The following is an 18,186-nucleotide window of genomic DNA, read 5'->3' on the forward strand; positions in this document are numbered from 1 at the left end:
GGCGCACCGGCGTGCATGACCGGGATCGGACCGACCAGCTCACCCGCGGCCTGCACAGCGGTTCTTATTTAAACCGCTACCGCAGAGCCACCCGCGCCCTGCGCCACCACTGCGCGCGCCTTGCCCGACCCTATCCGCTGGGCATTATTGCCTTGGCGCTCATCCTCGCGGTACAGCCATGGGGGCTAACCGCCGCCGATACCAAACACGATCTGGCTGCCAACCCGCGGCACTTCCTGCGCGGCGCGCTCGATGCCTATACCGATATCTTTACCCTGGGCCAGCTGCAGAACCAGGCCTACGGTTATCTCTTCCCGCAGGGCCCCTTTTTTGTTTTAACCGAGCCCCTGCCGGATTGGATAGCCCAACGCCTGTGGTGGCTGTTGGTCTTAAGCGTGGGCTTTATCGGCTTTTACAAGCTAGCTACCCGGATAGGCCTGCGCGGCCGGTGGGTCTGGGTAGCGGCGATGCTCTATGCGCTGTCCCCGCGCTCGCTCTCCACGTTGACGGCCATTTCTTCTGAAACCTGGCCCGTCATGTTAGCCCCGTGGGTCATCCTGCCCTTCCTGCGGGAAAAACTCACCTGGCGCGATGCTGCCGCCGCCACGATTCCCGTGGCGCTGATGGGCGCGGTCAACGCCACCGCCACGCTCGCGGCGTGCACCCCGGCGCTTGTCATCGTGGCCTACCGCCGCGCCTTCAAGCCCGGCGCGGCCTGGCTGCTTGGCTGCCTGTGCGTATCCGCGTGGTGGATTGGCCCGCTTTTAATCTTGGGCCGCTACGCCCCACCGTTTACGGAATTTATCGAATCCTCCCGCGTGACCACTCGGTGGCTGAACCTGCCGGAGATCCTGCGCGGGACAACGAGCTGGTCACCCTTTGCTGATGCCGAGCGCATCGCTGGCAACGAGCTCGCGACCTCAGCGTTTTTTGTCCTTATCACCATGGCTGTGGCCGCGATAGGCATTTATGGCCTGTGCCGGCTGCCCCGCGTGTGGTCCATCATGCTCATTACCGGTGTGGCAATTTTGGGCTGCCAGGCGGCGTGGTACCTCGATGCGCTCGATGGGGCGCTGGCGCCCCTGCGCAACCTGCACAAATTCGATCCGCTGGTGCGCATCCCCTTGCTGTTGGGCTTTGCCCGCGCCTGTCAACGCCTGCCGCTGCCCACGGGGCTTCGCCCCACCAAGAAGCAGATGGTGGGCGCGCTGGTGCTGCTCGTGTGCATCAGCGCGCTCTCCCCGGCGTGGTCGCAGCGGCTGCTGCCCCTAGGCGCCTACGACGAGGTGCCGGGCTATTGGCATGAAGCCACGGATTACATCAACGAGCATGCGGAAAATACCCGCACCCTGATCTATCCCGAAGCCTCCTTCGCCCGCCAGGAGTGGGGCTGGACCCGCGATGAGCCGGCGCAGCCGCTTCTTGATGTCCCCTGGGCCGTCCGCGATGCCATCCCCCTCGTGCCGCCGGAGGCCATCCGTGGCCTCGACGGCGTGATGGCAGCGCTAGACGAGGACCCGGCCAGCGGCGTGCGCGCCTTGCAGCGCCTAGGCATCGGCGCGGTGATGGTGCGCCACGATCTTTTTGCCGCCGATAATGACACCTTGAGCAGCAAATTTGGCGGTGAAGTGCATACTTTTGGCGAGGTCGATGTGATCCTGCTCGAGCAGCATTCCATGGCCCTGACCGCCGCCGATCCCGTCCGCGTGGCCGGTGGCGGCGAGGCGCTGGCCTTCCTCGACGCCCACAATGGCCCCGCCGCCCGCGAGCTGGTGAACAGTGATGCCGATATCGTCACCGATACCCCCACGCTGGTGGATCGCAACTACGGCACGCTCCACGGCGCCGCCTCGGCGCCGCTATCCACAGACGATCCCAGCCACGTTTATAACCGCCTGCGCGATTATCCCTCCGCCGGCCCGCTGACCACGGTGGAGACCCACGGCGGCGATGTCGAAGTCTCTTCTTCTGCCGCCGATGCCACCGCCTTTGGCGGCGCCCAGCCGGAAAAGTCCGCCACCGCGGCGGTCGATGGGGAAAATTCCACCGCCTGGTGGCCCGCGCCCGGCGATGATGAGGGCTGGATCGAGTTGCGCGGTGACTTTAGCCAACCGAGCCTGAAGCTCATGGCCACCAGCTCCACCACGGTAACGGTGCGCTCGGGTGGCGCTGCAGTAGAAGTGGATCTCCAACCCTTCCGCTCCAAGACGGTGCGCGTGCCCGGCGGGGATTCGCAGGCCATCCGCGTGGAGCTATCCCACCGCACCGGCATTGCGGAGATGGAAGTAGAAGGCCACCCCATCGAGCGCGTGGTGACCGTACCGGATACCTCGCCGAATGTGCACCAATTCTTCTTCCAGCAGATGGTGCACGATACCGGTGTGCTCATTCGCGATGTCACGGTGCCGCGCCGCATGGAGGTCACCGTGGATTCCACCAAGCCGGTGCTCATCGATTCCCACCGGTACTCCCCCGGCAGCACCCTGAGCCTCGAGCCCGGCGTCCACCGCGTGCGCACCACCGGCGCGTGGGTGTCCATGACGGAGAAGGGCTGGACCCCGCCGAGCGATTATCGCCTCACCGATTTTTCTATCGCTGCTGCAGAGGATGAGCGTCTGCTCATTACCGGCCGCGCCTTTAATAAGGGCCTGCGCGGGTTTATAGGCGATACCGAGCTCGCCCCGTACGAGATCGATGCCGCCACCCAGGCGTTTATCGTCCCCGCGGGTACTCATGGGGAATTCCGCATGACTTTTAAGGCGCAGCCTGCCTACCGCGCCGCCCTGCTCTTTGGGGGCGCGCTCGGCTTGACCACGCTGGGGTTCTGCCTGCTTTTCGCCGCGCGCCGCGGCCCGCAGCCCACCCGGTACCCGCATCCTGGCGGCATGGCCTCTGCGATGTATTCGCTGGCCTGCCTGGCGCTGGTGGGATGGCCGGCAGTACTTGCGGGCATGGCCGCCTGGCTCATCGTGCGCTGGACCACCATTCCGCGGGCTTATTTGGCCAGCGGCGTGGTAGCGGCTGCCGGGACCATCCTCGCCCGGGCCCCGTGGACCTCAGGGGCCTATGCGGGCGATTCCGTGCTGCTTATGTGCTTATGTGCCGCGGGGCTGGCCTGCCTTTTCGCCGCCGACGGCCCTGGCCCCGGCCCCGGACCCGGCCCATCAGAAGGTCGCGGCCCGGGCGCTCGATAAGCGTATAGCTCGCCGCAGAAACCACAATGGTGCCTATCACCGTGACGGCAAGGATGACCCAAAAATCCAGCGGTTTCCCGCTAAATAGCGCCACCCCGGTCAGCGGGAAGGCCACGGCGAGCACCGCCACGTGCCACAAGAAAATGGAATAGGACCACGCGCCCAGCGCCTGCATCAGCGGCGAGGTAAGCCACGAGGTTCCACGTGGAACCAAGGCCACCGGCACCACCACGCACGCCGCGAATATCGCCCCGGCGATGATGCGGCGGGCAAATTCCGCCGGCTCCGGATGCACCAGCCCGGCCGGGCCAAACCAATCCCGGCTCGCCACCCACAGCACGAGCCCCGCCAGCACAACCCAGGCCCAGCGCACCTGCAGAATGCGCGCCGTGCGCTTGCCGATGCCCCTTTCTTCCACCTCCGCCGCCAGCATGCCCACCGCGAACCAGGAGGCATAGGCCGGCGGCCAGATTTGCGAGTTAACCTGGTCCTCGGAGTAGTCCGCGACAAAGGGGATAAATCCCCACCCCCAGCTCAGCACGGCAGCGCCGGCGATAACGCCCATGCGCCAGCGCTGCGGCAGGCCGCCAATGGCCCACACGAGGAGCGGTAGTACCAGGTAAAAGAAAAACTCCACGCACAGCGACCACAGGTGGGTAAGGCCCGGGGCAAGGCCATCGGCCACATAGATCTGCGTGGAGGTCAGGTTGGCGAGGATCTGGGTGGGGGTGATGGAGTGGGCATCGGGAAGCAGCAGCACAACCGATACCACGCAGGCATAATAGGCCGGTGCCAAGCGCGCGATGCGGGAGTGGGCATAGCCGCGCACCGTGTGCAGCCCGCGCCGGCGCCACAATAAAAAGGCGCTGAGGGCGAAGAAGACGGCGACGAAGAAATCGAAACGCCCGGCAAATCCCCACCCGGTGCCGGTTTGGAAGGATACGTGGGTGACAATGATCCCTAATGCGGCAACCGCGCGTAGGCCGTCTAGCTCCGGCAGGTGCTGGGGTAGTCTTTTCACAGATGCCTGCGCGCGCACGCTTGCTCCTTTACCCCGGAAACCTGAAACTGATTGGATATAGTACTGCAATGAGCCGCTACCTTTGGCCACGCTCGCCACGGGCGTGGGTTGTCATTGCCGCAATCATTTTCCTCCTCATTGGTACCCTCGCGCCAACGCTCTACAATAACCGGACCCGCCCGCTGGGCTTGGATAAGGATTTTTCCACCTCGAGCGGGCCCACCGACGCGGTGTGGATGGACGTGCGCGCCCTCATGGCCGGCGAGGCCCCTTCCGATACCGCATCCAGCGATGACCCGCGCTGCGCCGAAAAATCCGCCCCGATGTGGTGCTACCAGCACCACGAGCCGCTGACCTTGGAGCGCACCATTGCCACCGGCGAGGTCGACGATGATGACACCATCGCCACCACCGACTCCGTGACCAGCCTACTTGCCGGAAAAGCTGGGGACTCCCAAGAGGAAATCGCCACCATTGATCAGGACTCGGTGCTCAACCGCGAATCCACGTTCCCAGTCGCGGATCCGGTCAATAAATGGGCCCTCGCCTTGCCCCAATTCAACGCCGATCTAACCCGCGCGGACTTCGAGCGAGACGGCCTGACCTATTTCTTCCCCTCCGGCACGGAGCAACGCTCCTACGCATTTTTTGATGTCCTGGCCCAAGAATCCACGCCGATAGACTTTACTGGTGATTCAAAAATGGATGGCATTCCCATCTATTCCTATCACCAGGACGTACAGCCGCTTCCGCTGAAAAACACCTTTAGCAATATCAGCGCGGGGCTAGATAGCACCACTAAAACGGACGAGCTGAAATCCAGCGATTTCCAGCTGAAGGGTCCCGCCAGCCGTTTTTATGACCGCCACTCGCGCGAGCTTTTGGACTTGGATGCGGATGCCACCGTTATTGTCGAGCCCTTTTATACCGTGGGCCGCGATATTTCGGTCGAGCCCACCACCGGCACCATCGTGGATGTCCGCGAAAACGTCAAGGTCTTTTTCGCCACCGATATCCAGCAGGCGGGAACCCTCATCGCAGAAGATGACACCGAAGATCGCTCCGTGCTGGCAGCGGATTTCCGGTGGGCAGAGGATACCCGTGCGGAACGCCTCGCTGAGGTCCGCCCGGTAATCTACGCTATCCGGGGGCTTATGGCCGTTGGCTGGCTGGGCAAGGCCATCGGCGTTTCCCTGCTCATTTTCGCCGCCTACCAGTACATGCGCCGCCACCGTGACGCCCATGATGCCGCACACGCCTAGGCGCATCCTCCTCGGGCTATGGGGAATTATCCTCGTGGCCGCGGTGTGCTGGCCCTTCGCGCTGCCCGGCGAATTCCTCTGGCGCGATATGGTGCTCCTAAACAATCCGGGGCTTACCCCATCCGCGCTAGGCGCAGGAAGCCTGCCCGCCCGCAACGCACCACAAGATGGGTTTTTGGCCTTACTCGGCGGCGCCTGGGCCGCCCGGGTGCTCATCTTTGCCGCCGCCGGGGCCGCCGCGTTCACCGCCGCGCTGTGGTCTCGAACCACGGTAGCGGCACTGGCCGCGATGACCATCGCGGTGGCCAATCCCTTTGTCATCGAACGCCTCTTACAAGGCCAGTGGTCCCTGGCCATTGCCGCTTGGTTGCTCCCGGTCATCGCCTGGGCGGGGCGCCGCCACAGCTGGCTGGCGTGGATCGCCATGTGGGGCGCATCGCTTACCCCTACCGGTGGGCTGTTCGCGGTGGTCACAGCCCTTTTTACCTGCCGGAAGCGGGTCGCCCTGGCAGGCTGCCTCTTGTGGCTGCCGTGGCTGGTTCCAGGCCTTTTCCACCCCAGCGTGCCCGGCGATGCCGCAGCCGCCGTCGCGGCCTTTTCCCCGCGCGCAGAAGAACACGTGGGCACGGTGGGCGCGCTGCTGCGCCTCGGCGGAATCTGGAATGGCGAGGCCGCCCTTGGCCTGGCAGTGTTCGGCCTCTTCGTCGCAGTTCTCGCGCTGGCGGGTGCGCACCGCGTCCCGGCGCGCTTGACCGTCCTAGCCGCGCTGGGCATAGGTGGGGCGCTGGCATGTTGGCTACTGCCCGGCATGCTGGAATGGGCCATCGATAACGTTCCAGGGGCGGGACTCTTGCGCGATAGCCACAAACTCACGATGCTCGCGCTGCCGCTATACGTTGCCTCCATCGGTGCACTGCCGCAGATTCCAGCCGCACTGGCGCTGGTAGCCGCCACGATTCAGGTCCTTCCCGCCCCGTCCCGCCTTGCCGTGCTTTCTCCCCGCGATACCGGGGTGGATGAGCAGTTGGTGCGCGATATCGACGGACGCCTGGCGTTCTTTCCGGAGCGGCCCAATTTGGTGGAGGTTCCCACGGGAAATGGCCGCGCGCATGGAGAAGCCACCCCGGGAGTCGCGGTCGATCCCTATTCCAAGGCCGTGCCGATGGTGGAATCCGGCGAGCTCAGCGTGGACGGTGACGTCATCGATCAAGCCTCACCGCAGTACCGCGCGGCGCTGCGCGCCTGGCAGGACCAAGATATGGCAGGCCTTGCGGAACTTGGCGTGGGCGTCGTGGTGATAGATGGCGCCATCGCCGCAGAGACCACCGCCCCGCGCCCCGCGCTACCGTGGGCGCTTACCGCCCTGTGGACGGCTTACCCGCTACTAAGCCTTGGAGCAATTGCGCAAACGCAACGCCGGTCTTCTCCCACGAAAAGCGCGCGGCAAACTCCCGGGCATTAGACCCTAGGCGCCGTCGCAACTCCGCGTTCTCCAATAGCTCTTGGGTGGCCGCCACGAAGTCGCCCTCTTTTTCTACAAGGATTCCGGTCTCGCCATCGATTACGCTATCGCGCAGGCCAAATGCATAACCCACTGTGGGAACCCCATGTTGGGCGGCCTCCATAACGGCAAGGCCCCATCCCTCTTTGCGGGAGGGCATGAGGTGGGCATCGGCACGCGCGAGCAAGGCGTGCTTATAGTCTTCCGTAACCTGGCCGCGAAAGCGCACGCGATCGGTCACGCCGAGCTTTTCGGCATAATCGCGCAAGTTCGACTCCCACCAGCCCGAGCCAATCACATCCAAAACCGCGCCCGGCGTGCGCGCCACCGTATCCATGGCGTGCTCAATCTGCTTGTGTGGGACTAGCCGCGAGAGGGTCACCAGGTGCTTATCCGCCTCGCGCTCGAGGGAAGGCACGTGCGCCGGAATGGGGTCTAAGCCATTGGCGATGATCCGCGCGCCGTCAATGCCGAGCGCCTCCAAATCCTCGCGCGAGGCCTGCGAGACCGTGACGTAGGTCGAATCCCGATATACCCGCGGTGCCACGCGCGATTCCAAAAACCAGCCCAGCCGCCCGAGCACCGGACCGGCCACGGGCCATTGCTCGCGGTGGCAATGGTGGGTAAGAAGCACCGTCGGCGCGCCGGAAATCAGCCGCGCGAAGAAGGGAATGCCGTTTTGGGTATCGATAACCACGTCAATGCCGCGCAGATCCCCCAGGCCCATTCTCCCGGCCACAATGGCCACCCACGCGCGCGGGTACACGCCAAACTTGGCACCACCGCGGCTATAGCGCACGCCATCCCGAACCTCCCGGCGCGCTGCATTCATGTGCTTAGAGGTGCGAAAGACCACCTCGTGGCCCTGCGCCGCTAGGTACTCCCCCACGCGTTCGAGGTAACGCTCGGAGCCACCGCCCTGCGGGTGGGTGGAATCGCGCCAGCATAGTAAAAGAATTTTCATCGTGGGGTATTAGCCTAGTGGTTTATGAAACACACCCGCGACATGGCCACGCTCTCCCGCTCCTGGGCGCTGCTGCGCTCGTTCCGCTTCGAGCAAACCCGCCCCGATATTTTCTACGGCGGCCTAGCAGAAGATACGGCCACGCTGGTGGAGAACTTGGGCCGCGATTTGGGCGTGCCGCTTGCCGATTCCCTCGTGCTCGACGTAGGCGGCGGCCCCGGCTATTTTGCCGCCGCCTTCGCGGACCGCGGTGCGTCCTACGTTGGCCTTGAGCCCGATGCGGGGGAAATGTCCGCGGCCAATATCCGCCTCAGCAATTCCGTGCGCGGCGATGGCACGCGCCTGCCCTTCGCGGACGATTCCTTCGATGTGGTCTATTCCTCTAATGTCGCCGAACACATCCCCCGCCCGTGGGATATGGGCAAAGAAATGCTGCGCGTTACCCGCCCCGGCGGCCTGTGCATCATGAGCTATACCGTCTGGCTGGGCCCCTTCGGCGGCCACGAAACCGGGTTATGGGAGCACTACATAGGCGGCGCCTTCGCCCGCGACCGCTATACCCGCCGCCACGGGCACCCGCCCAAGAATGTCTTTGGCACCTCGCTATTTAATGTCCCCTGCTCCACCGGCCTTACCTGGGCCGAGTCCACCGGCGCGCTAAAGCTCGCCTTTCCGCGCTACCACCCCAGCTGGGCGTGGTGGCTGACCAAGGTTCCTGGTCTGCGCGAATTCGCCGTGTCCAACCTGACGCTGGTACTGCAGCCCGACTAAGCCACGCCACAGCTCGCGCCGAGGTTGACCTGCTATGCTGCCCAGCATGCCGGACCAACTACAGCGCTCACAGCTCTCTCCCGCCGTTCGCGCAGCTCACCTGGGGTGGGCCGTAGCCAGCGTCGTCGCCACATTTGCCGGTGCGGCACTCATTGGCATCGCCTGTGGCCTCATTACAAAGAGCGGTTCCTGGGTCGCCTTTGGCATCGCCATCGGCGGCGCCTTCTTCGGCTTGGGAACGGTCTGGTACGGATTTTCCCGCCGCTTGGGCTGGTCGTGGCGCGATGCCGGGTTTGTGAAATCCGAGCATTCCTTATGGCACCTGCTGTGGTGGATTCCCCTCGCCATCCTGAGCTCTGGTGCGGCCACGGGCGCCGTCAATGCACTCCTGGGCAGCGAACCAGCCGGCAATAACCTTTCCGCCGGCCTAAAGATCAGCCCCGCCGCCACCATCATGGTGGTACTCAGCACCGCGCTTGTCATTCCCCTCGTAGAAGAGGTGGCCTTTCGCCGCGTCCTATTGGATTGGCTGCAAAATTCCATGCCCACCTGGGCGGCAGCGCTTATCACCATCGCCGTCTTCGCCCTCGCACACGGCATCCCCGCAGTAATGCTCTACATCGCATTCTTTGGCACCTTCTTAGTGCTAGCGCGCCTCTGGTTCAAGACACTTACCGCTCCCCTGTGCATTCACATTGCAAATAACACGGTCGTGGCAATCACGGCCCTAGCGGGACTATCGGGCTAAGCAGTCCCTGCGCAGCGGAAAAAGGAAGCGCTAGTTCAGTAGCCTAGGTGGAAAACACGCCCAGAACGCTTCTGTGCGCCAGTCCATGGGAGCAGTAGGAACGAGCGCAGATAACGCCCTAGCAGAATCCTTTAACGCCACGCTCAAGCGGGAAGTACTGCGAGAGCGGAAAGTCTTTGACAATCCGATCACCTGCCGGCAGGAAGTCTTTCGATGGTGCATGCGCTACAACACACGCCGACGGCACTCATGGTGCAATCTTGTAGCCCCTGATGTCTTTGAAGCCGAGACTTCAGCTACTCAGCTACACTGACCAAAGCAGCATAGCTAACCCCCCGACGTGTCCACTGTCCGGGGGTCAGGCCCGGTGGTTTAGCCCCTGGCCAGACATCGTGGTGGGCCTCGTCGTTGCCGTCATCAACCTCGGCGCAGCAAAAGAGGTCCTCGAGGCCGCACAGGCCGAGGACCCCGAATTGGAGCTGGACGAGTAACTGCCAGGAAGACTCAAGGTTTCGTTAATCGATATGCCAGTACGAAGCCGCATAATAGCCTCATGCCTTTGAGAGAGCGCATGAGAGAGATAGAGACAACTTCAGCGCCCTGCGGCCCCATGTGAGGCCCGGGCGCTGAAGTTGTTTTTGCGCCTCTCGACCCCAGCCAATTGGTATCACCCAGGCGCGAGGGAACACTCCCCGCTTTCCGTCACCTCACCCCACCGCTAGGCCACACTCCTTTCTAGACATTGATTTCTCTCCGGAGCCCAAAGCTCCTTCCTCCGCCAGAAAGGACCAAGCCCGTGCCTACTGCCTATCTCCTGCCTGACACCGCCACCGAAGCCGAAAAGAAGCACGCCCGCGCTGCGGCCCTGGCCGATATCCGTCATCGTCGCGAGCAAGCCGCAATCATGGCCGCCAAGGCCCGCGAGGCAGAAAAGGCTGCACAGCAGGCTACGCTCCTCGACAGCTTCGATCTGGCGTTCCTCGGCACGCTTGTTGCCATGCTGCTCATCGGCGCACTCGCGATCCAGATGTGGCCGCTGGCCATCGGCATCGTCTCTGTCGTCTTCGTTCTATTCGCACTAGGAGCTTTCCGCGACTAAGGGCCTCCGGGGCTGCAAATAGTTGGCGTTTAGGCCACATCTAACAAGCATTGGTGGTCTTGCCAACTCCACGTCTGGGCGCATGGTCCGAAGTGGGCAAGCTACATCAAGTTATGGTCTGCCGCCCCGGCTTGGCCCACGAGCGCCTCACCCCAGCCAATTGCAAGGAACTGCTTTTCGACGACGTGCTGTGAGTCGAGGTTCTTAACATGCGCGCCATCCTCGAAGAGACGCTAGTTATTGGAAATCACCGACGCCGACACCGCCAATGAGGCACTGCAGACCATCGACGAGTTCGACTTGCTTCCCTCGCAACGAGCCAACGCTCAGTGAAGCAACCTAGTCCGCGAAACGAATGACCTCGCGAGCAACCGCTTCCACAACGATTGGGATTCCGTAGGACTTTGTCTTCTTAGCACAACCAACTTGAGCCCCGATCTTTCTAATCGACATACCCTGCGGGCGCGGTACCGCCTACCTGTTAGCCGTGCTGTGCGCCTTGGTAGGTATCAGCATCTTCATCAAGTTTTGGCCGTGGGTGTTGGTTTCTGCGCAGTCGTCATCACGACGATTATCGTCGTCGCCCTTTTCCCCGCCTCCTGTGACGAGTCCTACCCCCAGACGGGTGCGACGCGAAATTCCTGAATCTTTTGCAAATTATGCAAATCTTATTCACTACCAGCAGCATGAATGATATGTATGATTCACATTACTATTCATTTCGACATGTGACCCATAACTCATAAGCCTTTAGTTACTGTTGTCTCCAGCGCCAAATACCTAAAAAGGAAGGCACAGATTTACATGATGGACTCTGTTGAAACCACCTCCGGCAACGGAGACAAGGGCGGCCAGCAACTCGGCGCTTGGTCCGAGGTGGGCAAGCTCCGCCAGGTAATGGTCTGCCGTCCCGGCTTGGCACACGAGAGGCTCACTCCGAACAACTGCAAGGAGCTGCTTTTCGACGACGTCCTGTGGGTCGAGGAAGCACAGCGCCACCACGATGAGTTCGTAGCCCGCATGGAAGAGCGCGGCGTCGAGGTGCTACACATGCGAATTCTGCTGGAAGAAACGCTGGCGACCAAGGAAGGCCGCGAGTTCATCCTCGGCAACAAGCTATTGGATAAGAACGTCGGCGTGGGCGTGGGCAGCGAATTGCGCGAGTGGTTTAGCGAGCTGGACAACAAGACTCTGGCCCAACTTCTCATCGGCGGCGTGCCTTTCAACGAAATCCCCAGAGGCCTCGGCCACGGCGTCATCGACACCATGCGCAACGTGTACGCGCCCGATGAGTTCGCGCTGCGGCCCCTGCCCAATAGCCAGTTCTCCCGCGACAACTCCGCCTGGATTTATGGCGGCGTCTCCCTTAACCCGATGCGTCTTCCTGCCCGCCACCAGGAGACGATGCTCACGCGCGCTATCTACCGCTACCATCCGCGCTTTGTCAACGCATCCTTTGAGTTTTGGTACGGCGACACCGACGAGGACCCAGGCCTTGCCGCCCTCGAGGGCGGCGACATCATGCCGGTGGGCAATGGCGCAGTCTTGGTAGGCATGGGCGAGCGCACCACCTGGCAGGGCGTTAGCCGCTTGGCTAGCAACCTGTTCAAGGCCGGTGCGGCTGAGAAAGTCATCATCGCGGCAATGGCTCCGGAGCGCGCCTCGATGCACCTGGATACCGTATTCACCTTCCTCGACGCGGACAAAGCCACCGCGTATCCGCGCGTGGTGGATACCATCCGTCCGCTGATTCTGCACCCCTCGGAGGATCACACGAAGCTGGAACTGGAAAGCCCGGACAAGCACTTCGCCACGGTGGTCGAAGAAGCGCTCGGCCTGGATAAGCTCCACATCGTCGAAACTGGCGGCAATTCTTATGCCGCCGCGCGTGAGCAGTGGGATGACGCCAACAACGTGGTTGCCTTGGAGCCCGGTGTGGTCGTGGCTTACGATCGCAACAAACACACCAATGCCAAGCTTCGCGACGCCGGCGTCGAAGTCATCGAGATCGGTTCCGCCGAACTGGGCCGTGGTCGCGGTGGCGGACACTGCATGACCTGCCCCATCGTGCGCGATGCAGTGGACTACTAAGGGGAACACTAGCCGATGACAACATATGACGCTGCCGCGCCCGCCGCGGACGAGACCGCATCTACTGCCTCCCCAGTAGGCCGCGAGGGCAAGAAGACCGAAGGTACCGCGCTGGGCTGGGTGCTCGCGCTCTTCGGCACCGCAATAGGCGCAGGTATCCTCTTCCTTCCGCTACAGGCGGGCACCTTTGGCTTCTGGCCACTGGCCTTTGCCACGGCGATCATCTTCCCGGTGGTTTACTTCTCCCACCGCACCTACGCGCGCATCGTCTCGGGCGCTCCCGTCGAAGACCACGGACTCGACGTCCTCGAGCTAGTACGCAAGTACTTGGGGCGGCACACCGGCCTCTTCGTGGCATTGATGTACTCGCTGGCGAATATCCCCACGGTGTTCATCTATGCCATCTCTTTGACCAACGCCATCGACAGTTTCATCGTTAATCAGCTGCACGGCCCATCCATTAACCGTTGGGTTCTTTCGGTCCTATGCGTGGGAATTCTAACCGGCATCGTCGCCATCGGCCGCAAACCCATGCTATGGCTGGCCCAAGCGCTGGTTTATCCGCTCATCATCTCGCTGGCTGCGACCTCGATTTACCTAATTCCGCAGTGGGATCTGCGTTCCTTCATGGAAGTGGAATACCAGGATGGCAGCTGGCCGTATATCCTGCTGGGCTCCGTGCTGATTCTGCCGGTGCTTGCTTTCTCCTTCTCGCACATGGCCGGCCTCTCCCAATTCTCCGTGGATATGCAGCCCACCTACGGCGAGCAGACGGAAAAGCGCGTTACCCGCATTGAGCTCTACACCGCAGCACTGCTGGTCATCTTCACGATGTTCTTCGTGTGGTCCTGCGTGCTCGCCCTCGGTGCCGACGGCATGAAGGAAGCAACTGAGCAGAACCTGCCAGTGCTCTCCTACTTCGCTAACGTCACCGGCGTACCGCTGCTTGCCTGGCTGGCCCCGATGGTCGTTATCTTCGCGATTATTACCTCTTACTTCGGCACCATGCTCGGCGCTGAGGAGGGCACCTCTTATATGGTGCGCCTCATCGCGCCGCGTACTGCGAACCGTTTGAACCGCCGCGGCCTGCTCACCATCGTCTACACGTTCATCTTTGTCACCGGCACGCTGGTTTCGGTGTTCAACCCGCCAATTCTCAACCTCATCTACTTGGTTGGTGGCGTCTTCGATGCGGTGCTTATCTTCCTGCTTCCGGTCTACATGTTCCACCGGGTCAAGGAGTACAAGGCCTACCGCCATGACCCGTGGAACTACTTCGTATTCTTCTTTGGTTCGGTGATTCTGGCAGTCACCATCTGGGACTTGTTCTAGTCCGCTTTCTGGAGCGGCCGGTTTGGGGTGGTCTGGGTTTCCATGACCTCGCCCAGCTTGCCCGCCGAATTCGAGATCATGTGCGCATTCTTTATCTGCTGCTCAAAGCCCACGTTGCCCACCACCATTGTGATGGCACGGAAATCCGCACACTTGTCTAACAAGCCCGCCAAGATTGCTACGCAATCATCCTAGGCGGTATCGGTATCGAGAATAAAAGGAACGGTAGACATTATCTTCCTTAAGCAGTGTGGACATCGGCTAGTTAGGCCTCCAATTTATCCCGTGCACGGGCGCGCAAAAAGCGCGCAAGGAGAACCTTGCGCGCTGTGGAGGTTAGACCCGAGAAGGCGGAACCGGAGCACCCTTTGGAGGAAGCACCTTGGGGTACTTTTTCGAAGCTGCGGTCTGGCCAGCAGCAAGCGGCTTAACGCCAGATGCCTCAGCCTTCGGGGTGGCAGCACCCGGCTGCTCGCGCCACGGGGTGGGATCCCAATTGGTGGCAACGAGTTTGCGCTGGGAGAACCAGCCCAGTGCCAAGACAGCCACGCCAAGAACAGCGATGAGCACGAGGCCCAGCGCTCCGCCGGCCTTGGAGGACCAGCCCAGGAGCAGGCCGAACCAGCCGAAGTCGGCGTCGCCGAAGGTGGTGTTGGCATCGCCGAAGGAGCCGAGGACACCGAGGAGGAAGGCCGGCAGGAAGGTGATGATGAGGCCGTTGACAAAGGCGCCAAAGATGGCGCCGCGGCGGCCACCGGTGGCGTTGCCGTAGACGCCGGCCGCACCGCCGGTGAAGAAGTGCGGCACGAGGCCTGGCAGAATCAGCGCCACGCCGAATGTTGGTCCGAGCCATGCGGCCAGAACAGCGAGGCCGATGAGGCCACCGATGAAGGAGAAGATGAAGCCCACCAGCACGGCGTTTTGTGCGTACGGGAAGACGATAGGCGCGTCCAGAGCCGGGATGGCACCGGGGACGACCTTGGCGGCGATGCCCTGGAATGCTGGGACGAGCTCACCCAGGATGGTGCGCACGCCGAAGAGGATCACGGCCACGGCCACGCCGAATTGGAGGCCTTGGGTAAAGGACTGCATGAGGTAGTTACCCACGTTGGTGGCACCGCCTTCGAATGCAGTGAAGGCCTCCTCGGTACCAGCGCGCACCATGAACATGACGGCGAGCACGATGTACATGAGAGCCATGGACAGTGCGGTAGCCACCATGGAGTCACGCAGGAAGCGCAGGCCTTCGGGCAGCTTGAGCTCCTCCGTGGACTTGGACATCTTCTCGCCCTTGCCGCCAACTGCCTTGCCCACGGCACCGGCAGCAAGGTATCCGGCGGTGCCAAAGTGGCCGATGGCGATGGAATCATCGCCCGTAATGCGGCGCGTCCACGGGTGAGCAATGGCAGGCAGGGAGACCATCAAGATGCCCAGCAGCACGGCACCGAAGAGGACGACGATCCAGGAGGCATAGCCAGCCGGTGCGAGCACCATGGTCAGCAGCGTTGCCATGAACAACACGTGGTGGCCGGTCAGGAATACATAGCTCATCGGGGTAAAACGCGCCAAAATTAGCGAGACCACGAAGCCCAGGATCATAATCCAGGCCACTTGGGAGCCGAACTGGTCCTGGGCAATGCCAACGATAGCCTCGTTGGTAGGCACCACGCCCTGCGCGCCGGTGGCGCCGGTGATCATGGCGCCGAGCGTCTCAAGGGAGGCGGTAACCAAGCCGGCACCCGCGCCCACCAGGAGGAAACCGAGCGTGGCCTTGATGGCGCCGCCGAGGACCTGGCCCACGCCACGGCCCATCGCAGCGAGACCCACCGCGGTAATGATGCCGATTAGGAACGCCGGCACGGAGAGAATTTCATTGACCAAGAAGTTGGCAATGTTCAGCAGGACATCCATGAGTGCTCCTTAGACGTCGTAAAGCTCGCGCAGAGCAGAATCGATTTCGGACACGTTCGTAAAGTCTTCGATGACGTGGACGGGCACCCCGACGTCGCCAAGCGTTGCAGCGATTTCCCCGGAAGTCAGCAGGAAGTCAGCTTCCTTCGCACGCCCCTTGGCCGAAATCGTGTCTGTTGCCTCGACGGTGAGGTACTTGCCCCAGCCCCATTCATCGAGGACCTGCTCCAGCGTGTTCTTCAGGAACAACGACGTGCCCAGGCCATTGCCGCACACGGTGTAGATTTTGCCTTTTGAAGCCACCGAATCAGCCGCGGTCTGGTGCTCGGCACCATCTCGCACGTCACTGTGATCAGCTGCATGAGCCGCGCTTGCCGACGCCGCCCCTGCCCCACCGTTCGCAACATCCACAAGCACCTGGCGCAGCTGGGCTTCGCTTTCTATGGAATCCAGACGCGCACGCACGTCCTTCTTCCCCAGCAGCCCGGCCAGCTCTTTCATTGCCTTCAGGTGCTCGGATGAATCCTTCGCCGCAAGTGCTACGACAAGATTCACCGGGTCATTGGCCTTGGAGCCAAACTCCACCGGAGTATCCAAGCGCACCCACGACAACGCCGTTTCGCGCACTGCCTCCGACGGCCGCGCGTGGGCAAAGGCAAAGCCCGGCGCCACCACAATGTATGGACCATTTTCTTCCACCGAGCGCACCATCGCCTCGGTGTATGCCGGGCTCGTCTTGCCCGCCCCAACGAGCAAACCGCCCGCCAGCTCAATAGCCTTACGCCAGTCACTCGCACGGCCGTGCAGGTCAACCGCACCTTCTGCAAGCAACGCATTCAGCATGGACATACGTGTCCTCCTACCTTTATTCTTTGCCGGCCACGAAAGATATGACCAGCCCTAGCTAAAGTAATTACCAGGTATGCAAACGTTTACCTAGTCCCTGCCGAATCTTTGCGCGTGATTAACCTTATCCGCGATGATTTCCGCTAGTGCACACCGATCGCTGGGTGGGTCACTCTGCTAACCCGAGCCATGTCAATCCCGGCGCGGTAAGTGCCGTAACGAGCGGGCGCCGCGACAAGAACTCGACGTAACCCATGCTCTCGAGCTCGGTAATCCCTTTACGCGCGGTCGGCTTGGACACTCCCACAACGCTGGCTACCTCGTCCAAGCTCAGGCCAGCACGTGGACCAAAAAGCGCGACCTGTCCAAGCAAGAATGCGATTGATAATGCCAGCTCGCTTGCAGCTCCTTCGCTCTCTAGCGCACGCAGGCTCTGTTCCAGACTATTCAGTCGGTCGCTTCTTTCCTCGAGGGAGGACAACAAACGGGTCTGGGCGGCATTGACCATCGCAGCCATATCCTCGACAAAGAAAGTCAGCTCACCATAGTTCATGGGGTCTTCTGCCGTGGTGAAGGCATCGTAGTAGCGCCTCTTCTGCCTAAAGATTTCTGCCGAGAGCGACAACGCTGTCGGGGTAGAAAGCAGCCGTGATAGCCGAATGCTCAGGAGGAATCTCCCCATGCGTCCGTTGCCGTCGTAAAACGGATGGGTGTGTTCAAACATGAAGTGCTCCACAAAGGCCGCGAAGAGCTGAACTCCCCGAGCCTCGTGAACGGAATCGAGCATCACCTCGAGGCGCGCCCGAATGGCGGACTCTCCCCGTGCGCCCGCATGAAGCTCACGCACTCCATCGTTTAGCGAAACATCGCCAGTTCGGAAGAGCTCGCCATCGGGCACATCGGCTTTGTCTACTTCTTCGCCGACGAGGGAGTCGTACAGCGAGCGAATCTCAGACAGGTTTGAGGGAAAACCCAATGGTGGAAGGTCATCTCGCCCCCAAAAATCGCCGGGGAGGGCCAGGTACTGCCGCACCATTTCCCGGAATCGTCGCACTGGCGCGCCTTCCGACGCCTTTCCCATGCTGCGTTCAGCCTCAACCGCGGCGGCGACTTCTTTGCGGGTGGAGGAAATGTTCTCAATATCGTTGGTCGCCTTTATTTCATCGACCACCAGCTCATGAAAATAGTGTTCCCTAGCCGTCACTGGAAGTTTCTGCCACAACGCAGCAATCTGAACCTCTTGGCGCCAGACGCGCTCCACCCTTTCTGCGAGACCACGGGTGTGAACATAGAAAAGCCCGTGCTTGCCCACCTCATAGGGCCAGGTAAAAGCAGCAGGACTTGAACGCCGCACACGGAGCTGCTCAGCAACAAGCTCCCTGCCACCACTCGTGGCACGATAAAACACCTTTTTCAGTGGTTCGTATTTTTCCACAGGCATCACAC

General features: G+C 61.8%; 14 protein-coding genes and 2 pseudogenes. 10 read left to right on the plus strand and 6 right to left on the minus strand.

Annotated features, from left to right (window positions below; translation table 11 throughout):
• Positions 1–11: 11 nt before the first annotated feature.
• Positions 12–3,194 carry an alpha-(1->3)-arabinofuranosyltransferase family protein gene (locus tag HMPREF1267_RS11785; protein ID WP_023029426.1) on the plus strand — a complete coding sequence of 1,061 codons (3,183 nt, stop codon included), beginning with the start codon at positions 12–14 and terminating at the stop codon, positions 3,192–3,194.
• Here the strand turns inward: HMPREF1267_RS11785 and HMPREF1267_RS11790 are convergent.
• Positions 3,088–4,233: an acyltransferase gene (locus HMPREF1267_RS11790; protein ID WP_023029427.1), complete on the minus strand. Its 1,146-nt coding sequence runs from the start codon at positions 4,231–4,233 to the stop codon at positions 3,088–3,090. The two genes, HMPREF1267_RS11785 and HMPREF1267_RS11790, sit on opposite strands and share 107 nt — an antisense overlap.
• 50 nt (positions 4,234–4,283) lie before the next feature.
• Between HMPREF1267_RS11790 and HMPREF1267_RS11795 the strand changes: the two genes are divergently transcribed.
• Together HMPREF1267_RS11795 and HMPREF1267_RS11800 are read left to right on the plus strand one after the other, a co-directional pair.
• Complete coding sequence (locus HMPREF1267_RS11795; protein ID WP_023029428.1) at positions 4,284–5,477, plus strand: porin PorA family protein; 1,194 nt, start codon at positions 4,284–4,286, stop codon at positions 5,475–5,477.
• Positions 5,458–6,939, plus strand: a complete 1,482-nt coding sequence (locus HMPREF1267_RS11800) for a hypothetical protein (RefSeq protein ID WP_023029429.1) — start codon at positions 5,458–5,460, stop codon at positions 6,937–6,939. Before HMPREF1267_RS11795 ends, HMPREF1267_RS11800 begins: the two co-directional genes overlap by 20 nt.
• Here the strand turns inward: HMPREF1267_RS11800 and HMPREF1267_RS11805 are convergent.
• Entirely contained in the window at positions 6,833–7,942 is a 1,110-nt protein-coding gene (locus HMPREF1267_RS11805; protein ID WP_023029430.1) for a glycosyltransferase family 4 protein, read from the minus strand. The two genes, HMPREF1267_RS11800 and HMPREF1267_RS11805, sit on opposite strands and share 107 nt — an antisense overlap.
• A gap of 24 nt (positions 7,943–7,966) precedes the next feature.
• Between HMPREF1267_RS11805 and HMPREF1267_RS11810 the strand changes: the two genes are divergently transcribed.
• From HMPREF1267_RS11810 to HMPREF1267_RS11835, 7 genes and pseudogenes are all read left to right on the plus strand, one after another.
• Positions 7,967–8,713, plus strand: a complete 747-nt coding sequence (locus tag HMPREF1267_RS11810) for a class I SAM-dependent methyltransferase (RefSeq protein ID WP_023018114.1) — start codon at positions 7,967–7,969, stop codon at positions 8,711–8,713.
• Between the two features lie 46 nt (positions 8,714–8,759).
• The gene (locus HMPREF1267_RS11815) at positions 8,760–9,461 is read left to right on the plus strand and encodes a CPBP family intramembrane glutamic endopeptidase (protein ID WP_232215152.1); all 702 of its coding nucleotides are present in this window, start codon (positions 8,760–8,762) and stop codon (positions 9,459–9,461) included.
• A 73-nt stretch (positions 9,462–9,534) separates the two neighbouring features.
• Positions 9,535–9,774 (plus strand): annotated as a pseudogene (locus HMPREF1267_RS12880) (integrase core domain-containing protein); the annotation flags it as partial.
• A 483-nt stretch (positions 9,775–10,257) separates the two neighbouring features.
• Positions 10,258–10,560: a hypothetical protein gene (locus tag HMPREF1267_RS11825; protein ID WP_023029431.1), complete on the plus strand. Its 303-nt coding sequence runs from the start codon at positions 10,258–10,260 to the stop codon at positions 10,558–10,560.
• A gap of 59 nt (positions 10,561–10,619) precedes the next feature.
• Positions 10,620–10,751: pseudogene (locus HMPREF1267_RS13060) on the plus strand (arginine deiminase); the annotation flags it as partial.
• A gap of 613 nt (positions 10,752–11,364) precedes the next feature.
• Complete coding sequence (locus HMPREF1267_RS11830; protein WP_005279790.1) at positions 11,365–12,651, plus strand: arginine deiminase; 1,287 nt, start codon at positions 11,365–11,367, stop codon at positions 12,649–12,651.
• A 15-nt stretch (positions 12,652–12,666) separates the two neighbouring features.
• Complete coding sequence (locus HMPREF1267_RS11835; protein ID WP_023029432.1) at positions 12,667–13,983, plus strand: amino acid permease; 1,317 nt, start codon at positions 12,667–12,669, stop codon at positions 13,981–13,983.
• Here the strand turns inward: HMPREF1267_RS11835 and HMPREF1267_RS13215 are convergent.
• From HMPREF1267_RS13215 to HMPREF1267_RS11850, 4 genes are all read right to left on the minus strand, one after another.
• Positions 13,980–14,147 carry a hypothetical protein gene (locus HMPREF1267_RS13215; RefSeq protein ID WP_198012007.1) on the minus strand — a complete coding sequence of 56 codons (168 nt, stop codon included), beginning with the start codon at positions 14,145–14,147 and terminating at the stop codon, positions 13,980–13,982. The two genes, HMPREF1267_RS11835 and HMPREF1267_RS13215, sit on opposite strands and share 4 nt — an antisense overlap.
• A 172-nt stretch (positions 14,148–14,319) precedes the next feature.
• Positions 14,320–15,894 (minus strand): PTS ascorbate transporter subunit IIC, encoded by a 1,575-nt coding sequence (locus HMPREF1267_RS11840; RefSeq protein WP_023029433.1) that lies wholly within the window; start codon positions 15,892–15,894, stop codon positions 14,320–14,322.
• A 9-nt stretch (positions 15,895–15,903) separates the two neighbouring features.
• Entirely contained in the window at positions 15,904–16,743 is an 840-nt protein-coding gene (locus HMPREF1267_RS11845) for a PTS sugar transporter subunit IIA (protein WP_023029434.1), read from the minus strand.
• 166 nt (positions 16,744–16,909) lie between these two features.
• A complete protein-coding gene (locus HMPREF1267_RS11850; RefSeq protein ID WP_023029435.1) occupies positions 16,910–18,181 on the minus strand; it encodes a Fic family protein in 1,272 nt (423 codons plus the stop codon).
• Between the last annotated feature and the right edge of the window lie 5 nt (positions 18,182–18,186).

This window comes from Corynebacterium sp. KPL1824 (assembly GCF_000478095.1).
Lineage (GTDB): Bacteria > Actinomycetota > Actinomycetes > Mycobacteriales > Mycobacteriaceae > Corynebacterium > Corynebacterium accolens.

What these genes read in the sequence shown, in the direction of transcription:
- HMPREF1267_RS11795 (WP_023029428.1), top strand. Translation starts at nt 4,284, where the DNA reads ATGAGCCGCTACCTTTGGCCACGCTCGCCACGGGCGTGGGTTGTCATT.
- HMPREF1267_RS11800 (WP_023029429.1), top strand. Translation starts at nt 5,458, where the DNA reads ATGATGCCGCACACGCCTAGGCGCATCCTCCTCGGGCTATGGGGAATT.
- HMPREF1267_RS11805 (WP_023029430.1), bottom strand. Translation starts at nt 7,942, where the DNA reads ATGAAAATTCTTTTACTATGCTGGCGCGATTCCACCCACCCGCAGGGC.
- HMPREF1267_RS11810 (WP_023018114.1), top strand. Translation starts at nt 7,967, where the DNA reads ATGAAACACACCCGCGACATGGCCACGCTCTCCCGCTCCTGGGCGCTG.
- HMPREF1267_RS11815 (WP_232215152.1), top strand. Translation starts at nt 8,760, where the DNA reads ATGCCGGACCAACTACAGCGCTCACAGCTCTCTCCCGCCGTTCGCGCA.
- HMPREF1267_RS11830 (WP_005279790.1), top strand. Translation starts at nt 11,365, where the DNA reads ATGATGGACTCTGTTGAAACCACCTCCGGCAACGGAGACAAGGGCGGC.
- HMPREF1267_RS11835 (WP_023029432.1), top strand. Translation starts at nt 12,667, where the DNA reads ATGACAACATATGACGCTGCCGCGCCCGCCGCGGACGAGACCGCATCT.
- HMPREF1267_RS11840 (WP_023029433.1), bottom strand. Translation starts at nt 15,894, where the DNA reads ATGGATGTCCTGCTGAACATTGCCAACTTCTTGGTCAATGAAATTCTC.
- HMPREF1267_RS11845 (WP_023029434.1), bottom strand. Translation starts at nt 16,743, where the DNA reads ATGTCCATGCTGAATGCGTTGCTTGCAGAAGGTGCGGTTGACCTGCAC.
- HMPREF1267_RS11850 (WP_023029435.1), bottom strand. Translation starts at nt 18,181, where the DNA reads ATGCCTGTGGAAAAATACGAACCACTGAAAAAGGTGTTTTATCGTGCC.